The sequence below is a fragment of the Flavobacterium notoginsengisoli genome (assembly GCF_042686225.1).
Lineage (GTDB): Bacteria > Bacteroidota > Bacteroidia > Flavobacteriales > Flavobacteriaceae > Flavobacterium > Flavobacterium notoginsengisoli.
This window is the reverse complement of sequence record NZ_JBHUOT010000001.1, coordinates 359,929-379,327: the sequence shown is the minus strand read 5'-3', so window position 1 is coordinate 379,327 and position 19,399 is coordinate 359,929. Positions and strand designations below refer to the sequence as shown.

The window sequence follows — 19,399 nt, the reverse complement described above, 5'->3', positions numbered from 1 at the left end:
TTAAAAATAATCGAAAGGGGTTCTGCAAAGAATCCCTTTTTTTATTAAATCAGATAATTAAAGCTAAATTTCTCCACAGATTTTTTTTCTATATTTGCTAAAAATCCAAAAAAATGCAACATATCATAGATCGTTTTATCAGTTATGTAACAATTGATACTGAATCAGATCCAAATTCACAAACAACACCAAGTACTCAAAAACAATGGAATCTTGCCAATAAATTAGTAGAAGAACTAAAAGCAATCGGACTTGAAGAAGTAACCATTGACGACAAAGCATATATCATGGCGACTCTTCCAAGCAATGTTGACCATGAAGTTCCAACCATTGGTTTTGTTTCTCACTTTGACACTTCTCCGGACTTCAGCGGCGCTAATGTAAAACCACAAATTGTTGAAAATTACGACGGAAAGGATATCGTTTTAAACGCTGAAAAAAACATTATTTTATCTCCAAATTACTTTAAAGATCTATTACAATATAAAGGACAAACTATCATTACCACTGACGGAACAACGCTGCTAGGTGCCGATGATAAAGCTGGAATTACAGAAATTGTTTCGGCAATGGAATATTTAATCCAGCATCCGGAAATTAAACACGGAAAAATCAGAATTGGTTTTACTCCCGACGAAGAAATCGGACGTGGCGCTCATCATTTTGATGTTGAAAAATTCGGAGCGCAATGGGCTTATACAATGGACGGAAGCCAAATTGGCGAATTGGAATATGAAAACTTTAATGCTGCCGGAGCAAAAATCACTTTCAAAGGAAAAAGCGTTCATCCAGGTTATGCAAAGGGAAAAATGATCAACTCTATGCTTTTGGCAAATGATTTTATCAACGAACTTCCTAAAGGAGAAACTCCTGAAGAAACAAAAGGATACGAAGGTTTCTTTCATGTCCATCATATCAAAGGAAACATTGAGGAAACAGTTTTAGAATTGATTATCCGTGATCATAACAAAAAGAAATTCGAAAAACGAAAAGAACTAATTCATAAAATCGCAAAACAATTCAATAAAAAATTCGCAAAGAAATTCGGCGAAGATATTGTAATTGCCGTTGTAAAAGACCAATATTACAACATGAAAGAAAAGGTTCTTCCTGTAAAACATATTGTAGATATTGCAGAAAAAGCAATGAAAGAACTAAACATCAAACCAATCATTAAACCTATTCGAGGCGGAACTGATGGCTCTCAATTATCTTTTATGGGATTGCCTTGTCCAAACATTTTTGCGGGCGGACATAATTTCCATGGAAAATACGAATATGTACCGGCAGAAAGCATTCAAAAAGCAACTGATGTAATCGTAAAAATTGCTGAACTGACTGCGATTCCGGGAATCTTTGATCCAGTTGAAAAACCTAAAGGAAGAAAATAATCAAAGGAATGTCTGAGAAAAAACACGTTTGGGACAAAATGAATCAGTGGGAAGAAGAAATTCTTATTCTAAAATCAATTATTGATAAAACTGAACTGATCGAAACTGTAAAATGGGGAGCTCCTGTTTATGTTTTCAATAAAAAAAACGTTATTGGACTGGGCGGTTTTAAAGATTATTTTACCATTTGGTTTTATAATGGCGTTTTTCTGAAAGATGAAAAGAAAAAACTTATCAACGCTCAGGAAGAAATTACAAAGTCCTTACGACAATGGCGTTTTAAATCCAAAGAAGAAATAAACGAAGCAGTCATTTTAGATTATATTCACGAAGCCATTGAAAACGAAAAACAAGGAAAAGCGATAAAACCTGCTAAGAAAGAAACCATTATTTCTGAATTGCTAAATCAAGAAATGGTGCAAAACCCAGCTTTAAAACAAGCTTTTGAGAATTTCAAACCGTACAAACAATATGAGTTTTTAGAATATATTGAGTCGGCTAAACAGGAAAAAACAAAACTTGCGCGAATCGAAAAAGTGATTCCGATGATTTTGGCTAATGTTGGACTGAATGATAAATATAGGTAGAATTTGAAAATTTCAATATTTTAAATTCCAATCTATACAAAACGAAACCTTAGTTAAAGTTTAAAACTTTGACTAAGGTTTTTCTTTTTTTGTCATCCTATCGAAGGAAGGATCACACTCAAGAATCGACAAAGATTGTCCGTCATACTTTGCGGAGTTTCTAGTGTGATCCTTCCTTCGTCAGGATGACAAAACAAGGCGCAAAAAAAATCTCAAACTCCTATTTGGAATTTGAGATTTAAAATATTGCAATTTTTAAATTTATGCTTTCTTATTCAAAGCAGCGCTCAATTCTAAAGAAATAGCAGAACGCTCTAATTTTAATTTTCCAGACATTGTTTCGATTACAACAGTAGTTTCTGCTAATTCAGCAATTTTACCGTGAAAACCGCTTTTTGTAACTATTTTATCACCTACTTTCAGGTTGCTTTCAAATTCTTTTTCGTTTTTAGCTTTTTTTTGCTGTGGTCTGATCATGAAAAAATAAAGTACCACGAACATTAAAAGGAATGGCGCAAATTGAGATAATTGTCCCATAATTTAAATTTGTTTTTGATTTATAATTAATATTTTTTTTGGAATTTGTTATTTCAAAAATTGAAATTTTAAAAATCTTACATTAATCCTCTTCCTGTTTTCAGCATTTTTTTATTTGCTGTAAGCTCTTTTACCAGATTATCTAAAATTCCGTTGATAAAAATACTGCTTTTTGGAGTAGAATACTCTTTTGCAATTTCTAAATATTCGTTAAGAGTTACTTTTACCGGAATCGATGGGAATTTAAGAAACTCGCAAATCGCCATTTTTAAGATAATAGTATCGATTTCTGCAATACGATCACTATCCCAGTTTGGAGTTTTATCTTCGTATTCTTTTGCAAAAGCAGTCTCATTTAAAATTGTTCTTCTAAATAAATCTTTAGCAAAATCCTTATCCTCAACATCTTTGTACAATTTAGGCACTCTAAAATCATCCGGATCTTCCGTTTTAATTGCTTTCAATTGCTTAATAATATGAGTATTTACAACCGGAATATCATCAACCCAGGTCAATTTATCATCCTCTAAATATTCGTATAATTTTTCATTTGGAACAATTACATTTTCAAACAAATCAATTACAAATTGTCTGTCTTCTTCAAATGTATTCACATTATTACTCATGTATTTTTTGTACAAATCGCTTGCTTTTACATCATTTAAAAGCAAAATAATATAATCATCATTTAATGACCAGTTATTGATTTTACGATTTTCTAAAGCGATACTAAGAGAGTTGCTTTCGGCAAGAAGTTGAAAAATCTTGTTCTTAACAAATTTTTCATTCGGATTACGTTCTGCTGCAGTAGCAAGGTGTTTTTTACTTGACAGATGTAAATAAACGGCTTCTTTTTTACAAATTTCTATCAATGAAGAAAGCATTATAAGATATAAGTCCTGAATATTATCAATGCTGTAAAAAAGAAATTTCTCTTCTTTTTCCATATTATCAGAACCGCTTTGATGCATTGCATAAATGGATTGCATTACTTTAACGCGTATGTGTCTTCTATTTACCACCTCGTAAGAACATTTAAAAATTAGTCTGCAAAAGTATAACTTTTGATGCGTATTTTAAAATTAATTCGCAAAAAAGTGGTCCTTTTGGTGGTCAGTTTTCAGAATTTAGTGGTCTGTCTCTTATAGTGGTCAGTAATCAGTGTTTAGTGAGCAGTACCAAAACATACACAAAAAAGTCTCAATTTACAAATCAAACTGTAAATTGAGACTTTAAACTGAACACTAAAAAAGTGAACACTGAACACTTAATTACTTCGCCGTGTTCTCGATTCTTCTTTGATCGATACGGTTTTGAGCAATTGTAAGTGCCGCTTTATGTGTTGTAATATTGTTTTTAGCAGCAAAATCTATAATTTCTAAAGTTGTATTATAGATATTTTCTGTTTTACTCATGATTTCAGCTTTACCGTAGTTTGCTAATTCAGCGTAAACATTGATAATTCCACCAGCGTTGATTAAGAAATCCGGAGCATATAAAATCCCTCTTTCCTGTAAAATTGCTCCGTGAACATTTTCATCGGCTAATTGATTGTTCGCTGCACCAGCAATAACTTTAGCTTTAATTTTATTTACCGTATTATCATTGATTGTTGCTCCCATTGCACAAGGCGCATAGATATCAACATCTGCAGTATATAAATCTTCGCCAGTGTAAATAGTTGCGTTATATTTTGAAGCAACCTGATATAATTTTTCTTCATTAATATCAGTAATCGTTACCTGAGCTCCTTCTTTAGTTAAATACTCTACTAAAGTTTCTCCTACGTGTCCAATACCTTGTACCAAAACTTTTTTACCATCTAAAACATCAGTACCAAACTGACTTTTAGCAGCCGCTTTCATTCCTAAATAAACACCGTAAGCAGTTACAGGAGAAGGGTTTCCGGAACCACCTCTTTCTTCAGAAATACCTGTAACATAAGGCGTAACATCTCTTACCGTATCCATGTCTTTAGTTTCCATTCCAACATCTTCTGCAGTAATATATCTTCCGCTTAGTGAATGAACGAATTCACCAAACTTACGCATTAATTCAGGCGTTTTTTGTGTTTTAGCATCACCGATAATTACGGCTTTACCTCCACCAATATTAAGTCCAGTAATGGCAGATTTAAACGTCATCCCTCTTGAAAGACGTAAAACATCGTTTAAAGCTTCCCATTCTGTGTTATAATTCCACATTCTGGTTCCTCCCAAAGCTGGCCCCATAACCGAATTATGAATACCAATAATTGCTTTTAAACCTGTATCTTTGTCATTGCAAAATACAATTTGTTCGTGATCGTCAAAAGATAATTGACCAAAAACAGGATCCATTTTTTCAAGTTCCTTTCCAGTTGCGAAAGTTGCATCCATAGCGCTAGTATTAATTAGGTTAAAATTATGAATTTGTCAAAAAGACAACTCAAACATAATTAAAAAATACACATGTGCTAATTTTTTATCTATAAAATAACAATTTTACAATATAATTGTTTTGATTAAATTGCAATTTATTATAATTTTAAATCATAATAATTCATAAATTCAAATCAAATCATTATCAGATTTCTTAAAAAAATGAAAGAATTAAGCTATTTAAACAAATATTTCATTAAATATAAATACAGTTTTTCGCTTGGTATTTTAATAACTATAATCTCACAAATTTTCGCACTCTTTACTCCCAAATTAATCAGTAAGTCTTTGGATTCGATCGAAAGATTTGATAAACTTTCAAAAGTAGAACAATCTTCTCAATTAATTATTGATTCTTATTATGAAGGCTTGGTTCATAATGTGTTACTAATTATTGCAACGGCAATTGTTTCAGGTTTTTTCCTTTTTCTAACGCGCCAAACCTTAATCGTTATGTCGCGCCATATCGAATTTGACTTGAAAAATGAGGTTTTCAGACAATATGAAAATCTTTCGCAGACTTTTTACAAACAAAACCGAACTGGGGATTTAATGAACCGTATCAGCGAAGACGTTTCAAAAGTCCGGATGTACGTTGGACCAGCCGTTATGTATACTATTAATACTGTGATCCGTTTTGCTATCGTTATATTATATATGTATAATGTTTCTCCCCTATTAACGCTATATACTATATTACCGCTTCCGATTCTTTCGTACTGCATTTTCAAACTAAGTTCTGAAATCAATAAACGAAGTACTACTTTCCAGCAATACCTTTCCAAAGTTTCTAGTTTTACTCAGGAAATTTTTTCAGGAATTCGCGTAATCAAAGCCTATTCTTTAGAAAATCAGCATCAGAATAATATGGTCGATCTTGCCGAAGAAAGCAAACGTAAAAGTTTAAGTCTGGCAAGAGTTCAATCCTTATTTGGACCTTTAATGATTGCACTTATCGGAATCAGTAATTTGGTTGTAATTTATTTTGGAGGCGTTATGTATATCAACGGAAGTATTCCAAACATCGGAACTATTGCCGAGTTTATTTTATACGTAAACATGCTGACCTGGCCTGTTGCTTCATTAGGATGGGTTTCTTCTATGGTTCAGGAAGCAGAGGCTTCTCAAAAGCGTTTAAATGAATTTTTAAAAATTGAACCTGAAATCAAAAATAATAACGAAGATTCATCAGATATTCAAGGGACAATCAATTTCAATAATGTTTCTTTCACTTATAAAGACACTAATATTGAAGCGTTAAAAAATGTTTCTTTTACAGTCAAAAAAGGTGAAACTCTGGCGATTCTGGGAAAAACAGGTTCAGGAAAATCAACCATTCTTTCTTTGATTTCCAGATTGTACGACGTAACTGAAGGAGAAGTTAAAATTGACGAAAACGAAATCAGTACTTTAAACTTAAATGATCTTAGAAACAATATAGGAATTGTACCTCAGGATGCTTTCTTGTTTTCTGATACTATTAAGAACAATATAAAATTCGGAAATCAGAACGCAACTGATGAAGAAGTATTTGAAGCTGCTAAAAACGCAGTGGTTCATGACAACATCATTACCTTTAACAAACAGTACGACACTATTTTAGGCGAAAGAGGAATTACTCTTTCCGGAGGTCAGAAGCAGCGTGTTTCTATTGCAAGAGCCATTATTAAAAAACCTGCTATTCTACTTTTTGACGATTGTTTATCTGCCGTTGATACCGAAACAGAAGAAATGATTTTAAACAATTTATTTGAGATTTCTAAAGACAAAACGACCATAATTGTAAGCCATCGGGTGTCATCCGCAAAGAATGCAGACAAAATTATTATACTTGAAGATGGTAAGATTATTCAACAAGGTTCTCATAATCAATTAATAAATCAGGAAGGTTATTATGCATCGTTATATTTAAAACAACTTTCGGAAAAAGAATTACTTTAATTGTTGCGTAATAGATAATTTTTTATGATTTTTGAGTACTATTAATTCCAAAAATGATAGAACGTATTATGAGAGAAAATGACATGTTAGAAAAAGAAGAGATTTTTTCTAAAGTATTACGAGCAGGAAGAAGAACTTATTTCTTTGATGTGAGAGCTACCAAAGCCGATGATTACTACATTACTATTACCGAAAGCAAAAAGTTTACTGAGGAAGATGGTTCATTTCACTTCAAAAAACACAAAATTTACTTATACAAAGAAGATTTTAGTGCTTTCGCAGAAATTTTAGAAGAAATGACTTCTTATGTTTTGAACCACAAAGGCGAAGAAGTAATTTCTGAAAGACATCAAAAAGATTTCAAAAAAGAATATAGTTCAGATAAATCTGAAAGCCCAAGATCCAGCTTTACAGATATTGATTTTGATGATATTTAATTCAAAATAAACTTTATACAAAGTACGAGTCCAAATTGTTCTGCATTTTGGACTTTTTTTATAACTTGTATGAAGTGAAAAATGAAATGTGAGATGCAAAATAATTCAAATATGTTTTTTTTCTTAATCATTTTTAACTTCTAACATTTAACATATAACTTCTAATAAAGTAAAAATGAAAAAATTAATAATTCTTTTAAGTTTCTTCTTCTTTGGAATTTCTCTTTCTGCACAGAATATAGAATATGAAACGAAAAACAATATTCAATATTATAATACAGCTGTAAATAAATCGGATAAGTACATTAACGAAAGATGTGTACTCGATATTTACTATCCTAAAAACAGAAAAGATTTCGCAACTATTGTGTGGTTTCACGGCGGCGGGTTAACAGGTGGTAGTAAAGAAATTCCTGAAGCTTTAAAAAACAAAGGTTTTGCGATTATTGGAGTAAATTACCGATTGTCTCCAAAAGCAAAAGCAGCAAAAAGTATTGAAGACGCAGCAGCGGCTGTTGCCTGGACTTTTAATAATATCGCCAATTACGGAGGAGACAAATCAAAGATTTTTGTTTCCGGACATTCTGCAGGAGGCTATTTAGGAATGATGATTGGTTTAGATAAAAAATGGCTTCAAAAAGAAAACATTGATGCGAATCAAATTGCAGGACTTATTCCTTTCAGCGGACAATGCATCACGCATTTTGAAATTAGAAGAGAAAACGGAATTCCGGAAAAACAACCTACCATTGACGCTTTTGCGCCCTTATATTATGTTCGTGCTGATGCTCCGCCTTTGCTATTAATCACAGGAGACCGCGAACTGGAAATGCTTGGGCGTTATGAAGAAAATGCATACATGGCCAGAATGATGAAATTGATTGGACACACACAAACCAAACTTTATGAATTAGGCGGTTATGGTCACGGTATGACAGAACCTGGTTTTCCACTTTTGGTCAATGAAGTAAACCGAATTCTAAAAGAAACTAAGAAATAATCACTAAATAAAATTCCACGGCAATGGAGACACAATTATTAATTATACCGGGACTTGGAGATTCCGGAGAAAAACACTGGCAGACCTTTTGGCATCAAAAATTCGATAATTCAATTCGCGTTGTACAAGACAATTGGGACGAGCCTATCCTAGAAGAATGGCTTGAAAGATTAAACGAGAATATCTTAAAACTAGACAAACCAACCATTTTAGTGGCGCATAGTCTGGCTGTTTCATTGGTTTTACATTGGGCAGAAAAATATAATAATCCGAATATAATCGGTGCCTTTTTAGTTGCTCCTGCAGATGTTGATTCACCTCAACACACACCAGAATGCACGAGAAATTTCTCACCAATTCCACTTTATAAACTACCATTTCCATCTGTAGTTGTGGCAAGTGAAAATGATCCTTATGCTTCTTTCGAAAGAAAAAAATATTTTGCAGAAAATTGGGGAAGCGATTTTGTGAATATCGGACAGCAAGGACATATCAATTCCGATTCTGACTTAAAATATTGGGAAGACGGACAGTTGATTCTGAGACAGTTTATTGAAAGTATAAAAAAGTAGTCAGTCTTCAGATTTTTAGTGTTCAGTAACGATGATTAAACTTTAGTAAACTGAACACTAAAAACCTGAGCACTGTGAACACTATCCTATTCGCAGTCCGTTCGGAATCTTAAAATCCGGAGCTAATAAGATTACATCGCCTTCCTCTCCTACTGCGCCTAAAACAAGGCATTCGCTCATAAATTTTCCAATTTGCTTTTTAGGAAAATTGACAACCGCCACAATTTGGCGATGGATTAAATCCTCTTTTTTATATCTTTTGGTAATTTGCGCCGATGATTTTCTAATTCCGATTTCTGAACCAAAATCTATTGTTAATTGGTAAGCGGGTTTTCTTGCTTCAGGAAAATCGTTTACCTCTACTATAGTTCCTACACGCATGTCGGTGCGCTCAAATTCATTCCAAGTTAAATCCATTTTTTAAATAATATTATTTACAAACCTATAAATTTTGTAATTAATCCACCTAATTCTATAACCTGTTTCTTTTATTAAGATTCTAATTTTACGAGAAGAAAAACGAAAAATACTCACGTAAAAAGATATAACATGGAACATACTGAACCAAATGCATGCATGTCACTTAAAGATTTTGAATCGAATTTAAAACAAATTCATACCGATAAATACATTGAAACAGCCCAAAACGTAAGATTATATGTAAAAGATTATGGTCAGGGAAAACCCGTAATTCTTATTCATGGATGGCCGCTTTCTAATGAAATGTGGGAATATCAAATAGATCATCTTGTTCAAAATAATTACAGGGTTATTGCCTATGACCGACGCGGATTTGGTAAATCTTCACAACCTTGGAATGGTTACGATTATGATACGTTGACGGATGATTTGAAAGAAATTATCGAACAATTGGAACTAGAAAACGTAACTCTGGTTGGATTTTCAATGGGTGGTGGCGAAGTTGTTCGTTATTTCAGTCGTCATGGCGGAAAAGGCGTTATTAAAGCTGCTTTAATTTCATCTATTATTCCGTTCCTTTTAAAAACAGATGATAATCCGGACGGACATCCAAAGGAAAAAAGTGAAAATACAGCTGCTGCAATCAAAGAAGACCGAATTGGATTTGTCGACAATTTCGGAAAAACCTTCTTTGGCATCAATATTATCAACAAACCGATAAGCACTCCATTATTAGAATATTACCGAACATTATGCTCCCTTGCTTCTCCGCGAGCTACTTTAAAATGTGCTGAATCTTTTTCATACACGGATTTTAGGGACGAACTGGATTTTATAAAAGTTCCCACTTTAATTATTCATGGTGATGACGATAAAATTGTACCAATTGAACTGACTTCAAGAAAAGCTGCAAAAGCAATCGGAAACAATACTTTTATAGAATATGAAGGTGCTCCACACGGCTTATTTTACACAGATAGAGAAAAACTAAATGAGGATTTATTGCAATTTTTAAATTCTTAGAAAAAAAATTAAAAAACATCCAAAGAGCAAGCTAATAATGCTAACTGCTTCTTTGGATATTTTTTTTATTCTTGTGCTCTTTTATTTACAGATTTTTAAAGCTATTTTTGAAAATCTAATTCTAGTAAAATGGCACGGACTGAATCGACAATGCTTCCTCTAGGAACAATTGCACCTGATTTTTATTTAAAAGACACCAATTCTAATGACACTTTTCATTTTGAAGATTTAAAAGGATCAAAAGGAACATTGGTTATGTTTATATGCAATCATTGTCCGTTTGTTCACCACGTTATTCAGGAAGTTGTAATGATTGCCAATGATTATCGTGTACAGGGAATTGGTGTTATCGCTATTTCGAGTAACGATGTTGTAAAATATCCGCAGGATTCTCCAGAGTTGATGACAGAATTTGCAATGGAAAACAAAATCGATTTTCCATATTTGTATGATGAAACTCAGGAAACCGCGAAAGCTTATCAGGCAGCTTGTACTCCCGATTTTTATTTATTTGACAATCAGGATAAATTATTTTATCGCGGACAACTTGATGATTCCAGGCCAGGCAACGGAATTACACTTAGCGGAAGCGATCTAAGAGGTGCCATAGATGCCTTAATTTACAACAGAAGTTTGAAAGAACCACAGAAACCAAGTTTAGGTTGTGGCATAAAATGGAAGTAAATACGCACTAAATCCAAAAAGATTCCCTATCTTTGTCAATCAATTTTATCAACCTTATGGGAAATATAATACCATTTACAGCTTCTAAAAAGTCGTTTTGCTTTGCAAAACCGCTCGCTGCTGTAATTATTTCACATAATAAGGCCTTTATTAATTAGGCCTCCGTCTACTTCAGTTTTCTTCTTTTTGACGGGGGATTTACATCAAGCTTAAGCATTTATTTATTTGACAAAAATCATTTTTTGATCAGATATTTTTTTGTTTTTCCAATTTAAACATTTTAAACAATTGTTCTTTTTTTAAAGATTGGAAAATCATTTGATTGTTAATTCCAAAAAAGAAAAACCATTTAAATTTTATAACAATAAATTCAATATAGATATGAAACCAACACCCACATTTTGTAAATCGGATTATCAATTTTTAAGAGAATTGATTTTAAAAAGTAAAAACTCAACAAACACTAAAGAAGCTAATCAACTTTCACAGGAATTAGACCGAGCTGTAATAAGTAAAGAGAGCGAACTGGACAGCACTGTAATCCGAATCAATTCTATAGTAACGATTGAAGATGTACAAGCCAGGAAACAAATGAAAATTCAAATCGTTTTACCTTCTGCAGCAGATGTAAAACAATCTAAAATCTCAATTCTGGCTCCTTTAAGCGTTGCTATTATTGGCTTTAAAGAAAACGACGAAGTTGATTGGGAATTGCCGGCTGGAATCAAAACTTTAAAAGTAGTAGCTGTAGATAACTCGGCTGTGCACCATTCATAACTTTTTAAACACCTCATTCTGTGACGGTGTTTTTTTTATATCTATCTGAAAATAAAAAAACTGTTCGATCGAACAGTTTTTTTATGCTTTTTTCTAAAATTACAATTGCGAGTGAATGTAATCTGTAACAGATGCTAATTGTGTTTCATCCAATTTCGCTTTTTTACCCATTCTCACTAAAATTGGAGACCATTCTTCTTTTGTGAATTTTTTAGGATCGTACAGCTTGTGGCATTTTGCACAGCTGTTTTCGTACAAGTTTCTGCCAGCTTCTAACTCAGGTGTCAACGCCACCGTTTTTGAAGGCTCAGCAGGCGTCGTGGCAACTGCAGCCATTTTTTGAGAACCACAGGAAACTACAAATAATGCAAGTCCTGCAAGGATTAAAATATTTTTCATCAGCTTTGTTTTTTATAGTAAATATAAAAAAATCCCATACGCCGCGGCGCATGGGATTGTTATTTAAAACAATACTAAATTGCTTCTGAAATTCTTATTTTACGTCCATTAATTCAACGTCAAAAATCAAAGTAGCGTGCGGAGGAATAACTCCACCTGCACCAGATGGTCCATAAGCTAAATCAGATGGAATTACAAAACGAGCTTTGTCTCCAACTTGTAATAAAGCAATACCTTCGTCCCATCCTTCGATAACCTGTCCAATTCCTAATTTGAATTCGATTGGTTTTTTACGTGGGTAAGATGAATCAAAAACTTTTCCGTTTTCTAAAGATCCCTCGTAGTGAACAGAAACTGTTTTTCCTGCTTCAGCTCTTTTACCTTCACCTTTTTGAATCATTTTGTAACGTAAACCACTTTCTGTTTTATCAAAACCAGCAGCTAATTGTTCCATTTTCGCTTCAGATTCTGCTTTTAAAGCTGCTTCTCTTTTTAGACGGGCACCTTTTAAACCAATAAAAGCTTCAATTGCATTCCATTTTTGAGCTTCTTCACCTACTCTGATTATTTCTAAAGTCTCTAATGCATCACCCTGAGCTACTGCATCAACAACATCCTGACCTTCAATAACGTGACCAAAAACAGTGTGTTTTCCGTCTAACCAAGGTGTTGGAACGTGTGTTATAAAAAATTGAGAACCGTTACTTCCCGGTCCTGAATTTGCCATAGATAAAACTCCCGGACGATCGTGTTTTAAACTTGGTACAAATTCATCATCAAATTTATAACCTGGATCTCCTGTTCCTGTTCCTTTCGGACATCCACCCTGAATCATGAAATCTGCAATTACTCTGTGGAAGTTTAAACCATCATAGAATTTTTGTCCCTGAGGTTTAACTTTATTTTCCATATTTCCTTCTGCAAGAGCCACAAAGTTTCCTACAGTTCCAGGCGTTAAATCGTGTGTTAGTTTTACTAAAATCGAACCTTTGCTAGTGTTGAATTTAGCGTATATTCCGTTTTCCATGTTGTTATTTTTAATTTGAACGCAAATTTACAAATTAATTTTTTAATCAATTTGTGCTTTTTGTTTTTTAGATTTTGATTTATAAGTTAGTCCGTAAACTGTTAATGACAATAAAGACAAGACCATGCAACCAATAGTTACAGCATGCCATCCTCCCAGTTTCCAAAGCAATAATCCATAAGCAGATCCCGCTGCAGTTCCTAAAAAGGTTAGCGACATAAATACCGTATTTAATCTATTTCTGGCTTCTGGCAATAAAGAATAAACACGTGTTTGGTTTGAAATGTGAACACCTTGAATTCCTATATCAATAAATACAATTCCAATTGCAATTCCGATTACACTTTCTATTGCAAAATAAAAAATCAAAAAGCTAATTAGTACCAATAAGACCCCATAACCAACGGCAATTCTTGAGTTTCCTTTATCTCCAAGTTTTCCAACTAAAGGCGCCGCCAAAGCTCCGGAAGCACCAACAATTCCGAACAAACCGATTGTAGCACTATTAAAGTTAAATGGCTCTCCGGAAAGCAGTAAAACCATAGTGGTCCAGAAAGCTCCAAACTGAGCGAAACTGAAAACATTGATTGCTGTTGCTTCACGCAAAACCGGCTCCGTTTTTATAAGTGTAAATAAGGATTGGATTAACTGTCCGTAAGTCCCCTGAAATTGTGGTTTATTAACCGGGAATTTACTCTGAATTACAAAAAAGATTAACAGACAGATTCCTGCAGCAATATAAAACATCGATCTCCAGCCTAAAACCTGACCTATAAAACCGCTTAAAGTTCTTGAAAGCAAAATTCCTACCAAGAGACCGCTCATAATTGTTCCAACAACTTTTCCTCTTTGTTCAGGTGCACTTAATGAAGCTGCCAATGGTAAAATAAGCTGCGGGACAATAGAAGTGATTCCAATTAACAAGGAAGCGATCTGTAAAACCAGAAAGCTTTTGGCTGTTGCTGCAATCAATAGCGCCAATACTGTTGCAAAAGTAGTCATCAGGATTTGCCTTTTTCGTTCTATTTTATCGCCAAGCGGTACCATAAAAAACAAACCAATCGCGTAACCTGCCTGAGTAAGATACGTTATCGTTCCGGCGCTGGCTTCGGGAATTTTAAATTCGTTAGCAATTAAAACAATCAAAGGCTGGCAGTAGTAAAGATTTGCAACTATGAGACCAGTGCAAACTGCCATAAAAAGTACATTTGTTTTGGATAAATTCATGGTGCAAAAATACCGATCTAATCTTAATCAAAAGTTTAAAAAAGTTATAAAATTTTTAATTTTAAGATTAGACCAGGATTTTGAAATCAAAATTTGATTGATTTTAAACCGTTTAATAGTTCAAAAAATCTTCTCTGGCAGGGCTAAAAACATCTGTCAGCATTCCTGTTTCCTGACATAAAACACCGTGAATTGCATGTGGTGGAATATAAAAACTATCGCCTTCTTTCAACGTTTCTGTTATACCATTTATAGTAACATCAAATTTTCCGCTCGCTATATAAGTGACCTGCGTGTGATAATGCTCATGCAAGACACCGATTGCTCCTTTTTCAAAATGAACATTGACAAGCATTACCCTTTCGTCAAAAGCCAAAATTTTACGTTTGATTCCTTCTCCAACTACTTCCCACTCTATTTCTTCTCCTTTTATAAATTCTTTACTGGTTTTCATTTTTATTTATTTTTAATTTTTTCGAGATCTTTTTCCATTAGAGACAACCCATCAGTCAAATTATTCTCTTTAAAGTATTTTTCTAATTCTTTTAATCTTTTTACATTATCGTAGTTAAACCCTGAATTTAATTTTCTTTGGCAAAGCGAACATAATCTGATAGAATGAGAATCTGTTTCTGACAGACTATTGGAGCCGTTCATTACACAATTGGCTTCAATGCAATGACGCAAACCAAACATATGACCTATTTCGTGTGAACAAACTTTGAGCAATCGTTCTAAGGCTAAATTAAAATCGGCTTCTTTTTGCATTCTGTAAATAGAACTTACTGCAATTTTTTCGCTATAAGAGGCCAGTCCAAAAACATAATTCCATTCCGGTTTAGGATACAAATCTTTTTCAGTTATGGCCATTAATGCAATTCTTTTCTCTGGACTCTCTTTTTTTAAAACATCCGTCAAAATATATCCTGCCAAAAACTGCTCTTGTCCAACATCTCCAATTCGCCTGGCATGATTGGGAATAATATCATTTGAAACACTTTTTAAAACCCTGGTGTCAAGCTGAAAGAATATTTGTAAATACTCACGAACCAATTCGATCTGTTTTAATTGTGAAGAATTAAATTTTCCAATTGGTTTCAAATAAACAATATTCTCTTCTTTAGTTGGAACAACATGTTTAGTACGAACAAATTGCTCAAAACTCTGCCCTTTTTCTTTATGAAAAAATAACCATTCGCCATAAGCAGGTTTTCCTAACTTAACATCATTAACCTGAATATCTGTAAAATAAGGCTGAGGCGGTAAAATTTGCTGCGAATTTAATTGTGATTTTGAATTTGTTTTTTCTTTTTTATCAGAGTGGCAGGAACAAAAAATCACAAAAAGCAACAAAAAAATTTTCTTCATAAATAAAAATTTAATTAGAGTATATTTTTAGCAATAAAATCACTGCTCTGTTTAATTGATTCAAAAGAATTTTCAGCAAAATTATTCTCCTGTTCAACAAAAAAATGAATCAATCCAGCTTGTTTTTCCGCTGCAAATAAAGGCTTAAAATCTATTGTTCCGGAACCAATTTCTGTATTTAAATCATTATTCTTTTCATCCTTGTCTTTTACGTGCCACAGTTTAAAACGACCTGGATTTTCTTTGAATAATTTTAAAGGATCATTTCCGGAATGAATTACCCAATATAAATCCAATTCAAAGTAAACTAAATCTTTATCCGTTTCATTTAACAAAATTTCGTAACCCGTAATTCCATCGTGTTTTTGAAATTCAAAATCATGATTGTGATAAGCCAGTTTTAGACCTACTTTTTTACACATAACTGCAGCTTCATTTACACGGGCAGCGATCTTTTTATAATCTTCAATATTTCGTCTAAAAGGTTCATCAACCCATGGAATGGTCAAAAACTCACTTTTTAAAACTTTTGCTGCTTCAATTGAAGCGGTTAATTCTGTAGTATTTCCATCGTATAAAAAGCTTCCCAAATTATAATGTCCGCTTACCGCTTTTAGATTATTGTCGTCTAAAATCTTTTTAAGTTCTTTTGGTGTTAACCCCCAAAATTGATCTTTAATTGAAAAACCATACGTTTCAACTGTTGTATATCCTGACTTTGCTACTTTCTCTAAAGTCGCTTTTACATCTTTTGGTAGCTCTTCGCGAAGTGTGTACAACTGAATTCCTATTTCTTTCTTTTTCATAGAAAATGCTAATGACGGTCGTGCCAAAACTGCTGTTGTGGCAAGTCCTGTGGTTACTATAAAATTTCTTCTTGTAATCATTTGGTTAGATAAGTTTCAGAAAGTAAATTTATCATAAAAAATGATTCTCAAAATTTTTTATAAAGTTTTGAAGTGCTTCTTTCGTCTCTTCTCCAATGATTTCTCCTTCAGCATTGACTTTACCGCGAACTCCCTGAATTAAAAGTTGTGTCGTTTCGTCAAATTTAGCTTCGAGGGTTTTCATAACCAGCAATAGTTGTTCGTGTCCCATTTCTCCTGAAGCCGAAGCTGTTATCAAACCTGTTCTTTTATTTGAAAAGACTATGGTAGAAACACACCATTCCAACGCATTTTTAAGACTTCCTGGAAGACTGAAGACATATTCCGGTGTACAAATCAAAATACCATTGGCATTTAAAATTTTATTTCTAAATGAAATTATTTCCTCTGGTGGAGTTTCTGTATCCAAATCTGGATTAAAATGTGGAAGTGTTGCTAAATCGTCAAAAATTTCTACCTCAAATGCTGCATTTAAATGATTCGAAATATATTTCAGAATTTTAAAATTGCTTGAATTTTTTCTGGTACTGCCCGTTATAGCAAGTATTTTTATTACGGTTGAAGGCATTAGTTTAAAATATAAATAGTATTTCTAAAGTGATACTTTAAAAATACTATTTATTTTGTTTACATAAATCTTAAATGAAATATAAAAGATTATCTGCCCGTTTTTGAGCTCAAACCAATTAAACTCTTAGAATCCACAGACTGTGGTGGGAATTTTTGCTTTTCATTTTGCCATAAATAAATTTTCCCTTCTTTATTGACATACATATAGTTGTATTTCCAATAAGAAGGTCCGGCAATTCCCGAGTCATCAGTATCATCCTTAGTAAAAACCTGATCTGCATAAAGAAGTATTTCATTATCCTGATCATCATGAAGGATTCTAACGGGTGGCCCCCAACTTTTCATTAATTTCTGTTTGGTCTCTCCAAGCCATTTCTCATTGGCTTTACTGGTATTGGAGCACGAGGTCTGCAAAATTGCAATAACAAGTAAGAGTAAAGTTTTTTTCATAAGCAAATCTGGTAGTTTTTAGTTTAAGTAGTAAATTCTTATAAATTTAACACTATTTTATCAAATAAACACGCTAAAACTTTATCATAACATTAAATTCGATAAAGTGCACGATTTATACGATGAAATGCACTGAAAGAGGTATAATCTTATATTCCGTTGATAAAAAGTCGGTTATAAATCTTTGAAAATTGACAAAAATTAACTTTGTATCTTTGCCGACAAGAAAACTATTGAATCAAAAATGCGAATTGACATTATTACACTTTTGCCTGAATTACTAAGAAGCCCTTTTGAAGCTTCGATTATGAAACGCGCTATTGACAAAGGACTAGTCGAAGTTCACTTTCACAACTTGCGTGATTACAGTACAAATCGCCAGAAAAGCGTTGATGATTATCCTTTTGGTGGTGGAGCCGGAATGGTAATGACAATTCAGCCTATTGATGATTGTATTACAAATTTGAAAAGTCAGCGCGAATATGATGAAATAATTTATATGTCACCGGATGGCGAAACGCTAAATCAAAAAATGGCCAATAAAATGTCGATGTATGAAAACATTATTATTTTATGCGGGCATTATAAAGGCGTTGATCAAAGAGTAAGAGATCATTTTATTACAAAAGAAATCTCCATTGGCGATTATGTTTTATCAGGAGGAGAATTGGGAGCTATTGTGCTATCTGACGCTTTAATCCGTTTAATCCCGGGAGTTTTGAGTGATGAAACCTCAGCTTTAACGGATAGTTTTCAGGATAATTTATTATCCGGACCAATTTATACAAGACCCGCAGATTATAAAGGCTGGAAAGTTCCTGAAGTTTTAACCAGCGGACATGCCGCAAAAATTGACAAATGGCGCGAAGATATGGCATACGAACATACTAAAAACAGACGCCCGGATTTGTTGGAAGAACATTAAAATTTAGTTTCAAGTTTAAGGTTGTTTTTGTTTCAAGTTAAAACTCTCGATAGCAACAACTTGAAACCTGAAACCTGAAACAAAATAAACTAAAAAAAAAATGCAATTTATAATTCATAATTTATAATTATTTTTTACATTTGCACCCAAATTTGACCAACCTCTGGCGAGATCCGTGAATGTTGCTCTAATATAAAAACCATAATTTAAATTATCATGGCAGATTTATTAAAATTCGTTCAAGACGAATTCGTTGCTAAAAAAGATTTTCCTGATTTCGGAGCTGGAGACACAATCACTGTTTTCTACGAAATTAAAGAGGGTGAAAAAACTAGAACTCAGTTTTTCAAAGGAGTTGTAATTCAAAGAAGAGGTTCTGGTATTACAGAAACTTTTACTATTCGTAAAATGTCTGGTTCAGTTGGTGTTGAGCGTATCTTCCCAGTAAACTTACCAGCTTTGCAAAAAATCGAAGTGAACAAAAAAGGAGCTGTACGTAGAGCTAGAATTTTCTACTTCAGACAACTTACTGGTAAAAAAGCTAAGATTAAAGATAAAAGAAGATAATCATTTATCTAATTGTTATAAAAAAACTCGTTTCAGATCATTTGAAACGAGTTTTTTTTATGCCTTATTTTTAACCAATATCAAAACCGTAATTTTTTAATATCAAAATCATCGATTTAGCAATATATTGAACATGAAATAACAATCTGTTAATTTCGCCTTTTCTCAGGAAAACTCAACCGATTTCGTT

At 33.1% G+C, this 19,399-nt stretch carries 23 protein-coding genes; 11 read left to right on the top strand and 12 right to left on the bottom strand.

All coding sequences use genetic code 11. The features are described 5' to 3' along the window. The first annotated feature begins 113 nt into the window (after positions 1-113). Both pepT and ACFS3A_RS01455 read left to right on the top strand, forming a co-directional pair. Positions 114-1,391, top strand: a complete 1,278-nt coding sequence (gene pepT / locus ACFS3A_RS01460; protein WP_379823482.1) for a peptidase T — start codon at positions 114-116, stop codon at positions 1,389-1,391. Between the two features lie 8 nt (positions 1,392-1,399). Further along, the gene (locus ACFS3A_RS01455; RefSeq protein WP_379823479.1) at positions 1,400-1,978 is read left to right on the top strand and encodes a YdeI/OmpD-associated family protein; all 579 of its coding nucleotides are present in this window, start codon (positions 1,400-1,402) and stop codon (positions 1,976-1,978) included. Positions 1,979-2,239: 261 nt separating this feature from the next. Here ACFS3A_RS01455 and yajC read toward each other — a convergent pair whose 3' ends face one another. From yajC to ACFS3A_RS01440, 3 genes are all read right to left on the bottom strand, one after another. Next, positions 2,240-2,515 carry a preprotein translocase subunit YajC gene (yajC, locus tag ACFS3A_RS01450; RefSeq protein ID WP_379823475.1) on the bottom strand — a complete coding sequence of 92 codons (276 nt, stop codon included), beginning with the start codon at positions 2,513-2,515 and terminating at the stop codon, positions 2,240-2,242. 77 nt (positions 2,516-2,592) lie between these two features. Next, on the bottom strand, positions 2,593-3,504 hold the full coding sequence (nusB, locus tag ACFS3A_RS01445) for a transcription antitermination factor NusB (RefSeq protein ID WP_379823473.1): 912 nt from the start codon (positions 3,502-3,504) through the stop codon (positions 2,593-2,595). Positions 3,505-3,786: 282 nt separating this feature from the next. Then, positions 3,787-4,893: a Glu/Leu/Phe/Val family dehydrogenase gene (locus tag ACFS3A_RS01440; RefSeq protein ID WP_379823470.1), complete on the bottom strand. Its 1,107-nt coding sequence runs from the start codon at positions 4,891-4,893 to the stop codon at positions 3,787-3,789. Between the two features lie 204 nt (positions 4,894-5,097). Between ACFS3A_RS01440 and ACFS3A_RS01435 the strand changes: the two genes are divergently transcribed. The 4 genes from ACFS3A_RS01435 (at position 5,098) to ACFS3A_RS01420 (ending at position 8,885) form a co-directional block, all read left to right on the top strand. Continuing rightward, positions 5,098-6,876 (top strand): ABC transporter ATP-binding protein, encoded by a 1,779-nt coding sequence (locus tag ACFS3A_RS01435; RefSeq protein WP_379823468.1) that lies wholly within the window; start codon positions 5,098-5,100, stop codon positions 6,874-6,876. 68 nt (positions 6,877-6,944) lie between these two features. Then, positions 6,945-7,313: a PUR family DNA/RNA-binding protein gene (locus ACFS3A_RS01430; RefSeq protein ID WP_091496046.1), complete on the top strand. Its 369-nt coding sequence runs from the start codon at positions 6,945-6,947 to the stop codon at positions 7,311-7,313. Positions 7,314-7,488: 175 nt separating this feature from the next. Beyond that, the gene (locus tag ACFS3A_RS01425) at positions 7,489-8,313 is read left to right on the top strand and encodes an alpha/beta hydrolase (RefSeq protein ID WP_379823465.1); all 825 of its coding nucleotides are present in this window, start codon (positions 7,489-7,491) and stop codon (positions 8,311-8,313) included. A 23-nt stretch (positions 8,314-8,336) separates the two neighbouring features. Then, a complete protein-coding gene (locus ACFS3A_RS01420) occupies positions 8,337-8,885 on the top strand; it encodes an RBBP9/YdeN family alpha/beta hydrolase (RefSeq protein ID WP_379823463.1) in 549 nt (182 codons plus the stop codon). An 81-nt stretch (positions 8,886-8,966) separates the two neighbouring features. Here ACFS3A_RS01420 and ACFS3A_RS01415 read toward each other — a convergent pair whose 3' ends face one another. After that, positions 8,967-9,302 carry a tRNA-binding protein gene (locus tag ACFS3A_RS01415; RefSeq protein WP_379823461.1) on the bottom strand — a complete coding sequence of 112 codons (336 nt, stop codon included), beginning with the start codon at positions 9,300-9,302 and terminating at the stop codon, positions 8,967-8,969. Between the two features lie 132 nt (positions 9,303-9,434). On the opposite strand from ACFS3A_RS01415, the gene ACFS3A_RS01410 reads away from it, so the two are divergent. The 3 genes from ACFS3A_RS01410 to ACFS3A_RS01400 all read left to right on the top strand — a co-directional run bounded on the left by ACFS3A_RS01410 (position 9,435) and on the right by ACFS3A_RS01400 (position 11,789). Continuing rightward, a complete protein-coding gene (locus ACFS3A_RS01410) occupies positions 9,435-10,328 on the top strand; it encodes an alpha/beta fold hydrolase (RefSeq protein ID WP_379823459.1) in 894 nt (297 codons plus the stop codon). Between the two features lie 129 nt (positions 10,329-10,457). After that, on the top strand, positions 10,458-11,012 hold the full coding sequence (locus ACFS3A_RS01405) for a thioredoxin family protein (RefSeq protein ID WP_379823457.1): 555 nt from the start codon (positions 10,458-10,460) through the stop codon (positions 11,010-11,012). A gap of 381 nt (positions 11,013-11,393) precedes the next feature. Further along, positions 11,394-11,789 carry a GreA/GreB family elongation factor gene (locus ACFS3A_RS01400; protein WP_379823455.1) on the top strand — a complete coding sequence of 132 codons (396 nt, stop codon included), beginning with the start codon at positions 11,394-11,396 and terminating at the stop codon, positions 11,787-11,789. A 99-nt stretch (positions 11,790-11,888) separates the two neighbouring features. On the opposite strand, the gene ACFS3A_RS01395 is transcribed toward ACFS3A_RS01400, so the two are convergent. The 8 genes from ACFS3A_RS01395 to ACFS3A_RS01360 form a co-directional block, all read right to left on the bottom strand. Continuing rightward, the gene (locus ACFS3A_RS01395; RefSeq protein ID WP_379823453.1) at positions 11,889-12,188 is read right to left on the bottom strand and encodes a c-type cytochrome; all 300 of its coding nucleotides are present in this window, start codon (positions 12,186-12,188) and stop codon (positions 11,889-11,891) included. A gap of 94 nt (positions 12,189-12,282) precedes the next feature. Then, positions 12,283-13,215 carry a peptidylprolyl isomerase gene (locus ACFS3A_RS01390; protein ID WP_379823451.1) on the bottom strand — a complete coding sequence of 311 codons (933 nt, stop codon included), beginning with the start codon at positions 13,213-13,215 and terminating at the stop codon, positions 12,283-12,285. A gap of 42 nt (positions 13,216-13,257) precedes the next feature. Then, positions 13,258-14,412 (bottom strand): MFS transporter, encoded by a 1,155-nt coding sequence (locus ACFS3A_RS01385; RefSeq protein WP_379823450.1) that lies wholly within the window; start codon positions 14,410-14,412, stop codon positions 13,258-13,260. Positions 14,413-14,554: 142 nt separating this feature from the next. Further along, positions 14,555-14,896 carry a cupin domain-containing protein gene (locus ACFS3A_RS01380; protein ID WP_379823447.1) on the bottom strand — a complete coding sequence of 114 codons (342 nt, stop codon included), beginning with the start codon at positions 14,894-14,896 and terminating at the stop codon, positions 14,555-14,557. A 2-nt stretch (positions 14,897-14,898) separates the two neighbouring features. Then, positions 14,899-15,810, bottom strand: coding sequence for an archaemetzincin family Zn-dependent metalloprotease (locus ACFS3A_RS01375; RefSeq protein WP_379823446.1), 912 nt, complete (start codon positions 15,808-15,810; stop codon positions 14,899-14,901). Positions 15,811-15,824: 14 nt separating this feature from the next. Further along, positions 15,825-16,697, bottom strand: a complete 873-nt coding sequence (locus tag ACFS3A_RS01370; protein ID WP_379823444.1) for a sugar phosphate isomerase/epimerase family protein — start codon at positions 16,695-16,697, stop codon at positions 15,825-15,827. 31 nt (positions 16,698-16,728) lie between these two features. After that, the gene (locus ACFS3A_RS01365; RefSeq protein WP_379823443.1) at positions 16,729-17,265 is read right to left on the bottom strand and encodes an NADPH-dependent FMN reductase; all 537 of its coding nucleotides are present in this window, start codon (positions 17,263-17,265) and stop codon (positions 16,729-16,731) included. An 89-nt stretch (positions 17,266-17,354) separates the two neighbouring features. Beyond that, positions 17,355-17,717 carry a hypothetical protein gene (locus ACFS3A_RS01360; protein WP_379823441.1) on the bottom strand — a complete coding sequence of 121 codons (363 nt, stop codon included), beginning with the start codon at positions 17,715-17,717 and terminating at the stop codon, positions 17,355-17,357. 244 nt (positions 17,718-17,961) lie between these two features. Here ACFS3A_RS01360 and trmD point away from each other — a divergent pair, with 244 nt between their 5' ends. Further along, entirely contained in the window at positions 17,962-18,642 is a 681-nt protein-coding gene (gene trmD / locus ACFS3A_RS01355) for a tRNA (guanosine(37)-N1)-methyltransferase TrmD (RefSeq protein WP_379823439.1), read from the top strand. Positions 18,643-18,858: 216 nt separating this feature from the next. After that, the gene (gene rplS, locus ACFS3A_RS01350; RefSeq protein WP_379823438.1) at positions 18,859-19,209 is read left to right on the top strand and encodes a 50S ribosomal protein L19; all 351 of its coding nucleotides are present in this window, start codon (positions 18,859-18,861) and stop codon (positions 19,207-19,209) included. The last annotated feature ends 190 nt before the right edge of the window (positions 19,210-19,399 follow it).

Excerpts from the sequence above, each read along its gene's own strand:
- ACFS3A_RS01365 (WP_379823443.1), bottom strand. The coding sequence starts at position 17,265 with ATGCCTTCAACCGTAATAAAAATACTTGCTATAACGGGCAGTACCAGA.
- ACFS3A_RS01380 (WP_379823447.1), bottom strand. The coding sequence starts at position 14,896 with ATGAAAACCAGTAAAGAATTTATAAAAGGAGAAGAAATAGAGTGGGAA.
- ACFS3A_RS01395 (WP_379823453.1), bottom strand. The coding sequence starts at position 12,188 with ATGAAAAATATTTTAATCCTTGCAGGACTTGCATTATTTGTAGTTTCC.
- rplS (WP_379823438.1), top strand. The coding sequence starts at position 18,859 with ATGGCAGATTTATTAAAATTCGTTCAAGACGAATTCGTTGCTAAAAAA.
- nusB (WP_379823473.1), bottom strand. The coding sequence starts at position 3,504 with ATGCAATCCATTTATGCAATGCATCAAAGCGGTTCTGATAATATGGAA.
- ACFS3A_RS01400 (WP_379823455.1), top strand. The coding sequence starts at position 11,394 with ATGAAACCAACACCCACATTTTGTAAATCGGATTATCAATTTTTAAGA.
- ACFS3A_RS01420 (WP_379823463.1), top strand. The coding sequence starts at position 8,337 with ATGGAGACACAATTATTAATTATACCGGGACTTGGAGATTCCGGAGAA.
- ACFS3A_RS01390 (WP_379823451.1), bottom strand. The coding sequence starts at position 13,215 with ATGGAAAACGGAATATACGCTAAATTCAACACTAGCAAAGGTTCGATT.
- ACFS3A_RS01385 (WP_379823450.1), bottom strand. The coding sequence starts at position 14,412 with ATGGCAGTTTGCACTGGTCTCATAGTTGCAAATCTTTACTACTGCCAG.
- ACFS3A_RS01415 (WP_379823461.1), bottom strand. The coding sequence starts at position 9,302 with ATGGATTTAACTTGGAATGAATTTGAGCGCACCGACATGCGTGTAGGA.
- ACFS3A_RS01405 (WP_379823457.1), top strand. The coding sequence starts at position 10,458 with ATGGCACGGACTGAATCGACAATGCTTCCTCTAGGAACAATTGCACCT.
- ACFS3A_RS01370 (WP_379823444.1), bottom strand. The coding sequence starts at position 16,697 with ATGATTACAAGAAGAAATTTTATAGTAACCACAGGACTTGCCACAACA.
- trmD (WP_379823439.1), top strand. The coding sequence starts at position 17,962 with ATGCGAATTGACATTATTACACTTTTGCCTGAATTACTAAGAAGCCCT.
- pepT (WP_379823482.1), top strand. The coding sequence starts at position 114 with ATGCAACATATCATAGATCGTTTTATCAGTTATGTAACAATTGATACT.
- ACFS3A_RS01430 (WP_091496046.1), top strand. The coding sequence starts at position 6,945 with ATGAGAGAAAATGACATGTTAGAAAAAGAAGAGATTTTTTCTAAAGTA.
- ACFS3A_RS01440 (WP_379823470.1), bottom strand. The coding sequence starts at position 4,893 with ATGGATGCAACTTTCGCAACTGGAAAGGAACTTGAAAAAATGGATCCT.
- ACFS3A_RS01360 (WP_379823441.1), bottom strand. The coding sequence starts at position 17,717 with ATGAAAAAAACTTTACTCTTACTTGTTATTGCAATTTTGCAGACCTCG.
- ACFS3A_RS01375 (WP_379823446.1), bottom strand. The coding sequence starts at position 15,810 with ATGAAGAAAATTTTTTTGTTGCTTTTTGTGATTTTTTGTTCCTGCCAC.
- ACFS3A_RS01435 (WP_379823468.1), top strand. The coding sequence starts at position 5,098 with ATGAAAGAATTAAGCTATTTAAACAAATATTTCATTAAATATAAATAC.
- ACFS3A_RS01425 (WP_379823465.1), top strand. The coding sequence starts at position 7,489 with ATGAAAAAATTAATAATTCTTTTAAGTTTCTTCTTCTTTGGAATTTCT.
- ACFS3A_RS01410 (WP_379823459.1), top strand. The coding sequence starts at position 9,435 with ATGGAACATACTGAACCAAATGCATGCATGTCACTTAAAGATTTTGAA.
- yajC (WP_379823475.1), bottom strand. The coding sequence starts at position 2,515 with ATGGGACAATTATCTCAATTTGCGCCATTCCTTTTAATGTTCGTGGTA.
- ACFS3A_RS01455 (WP_379823479.1), top strand. The coding sequence starts at position 1,400 with ATGTCTGAGAAAAAACACGTTTGGGACAAAATGAATCAGTGGGAAGAA.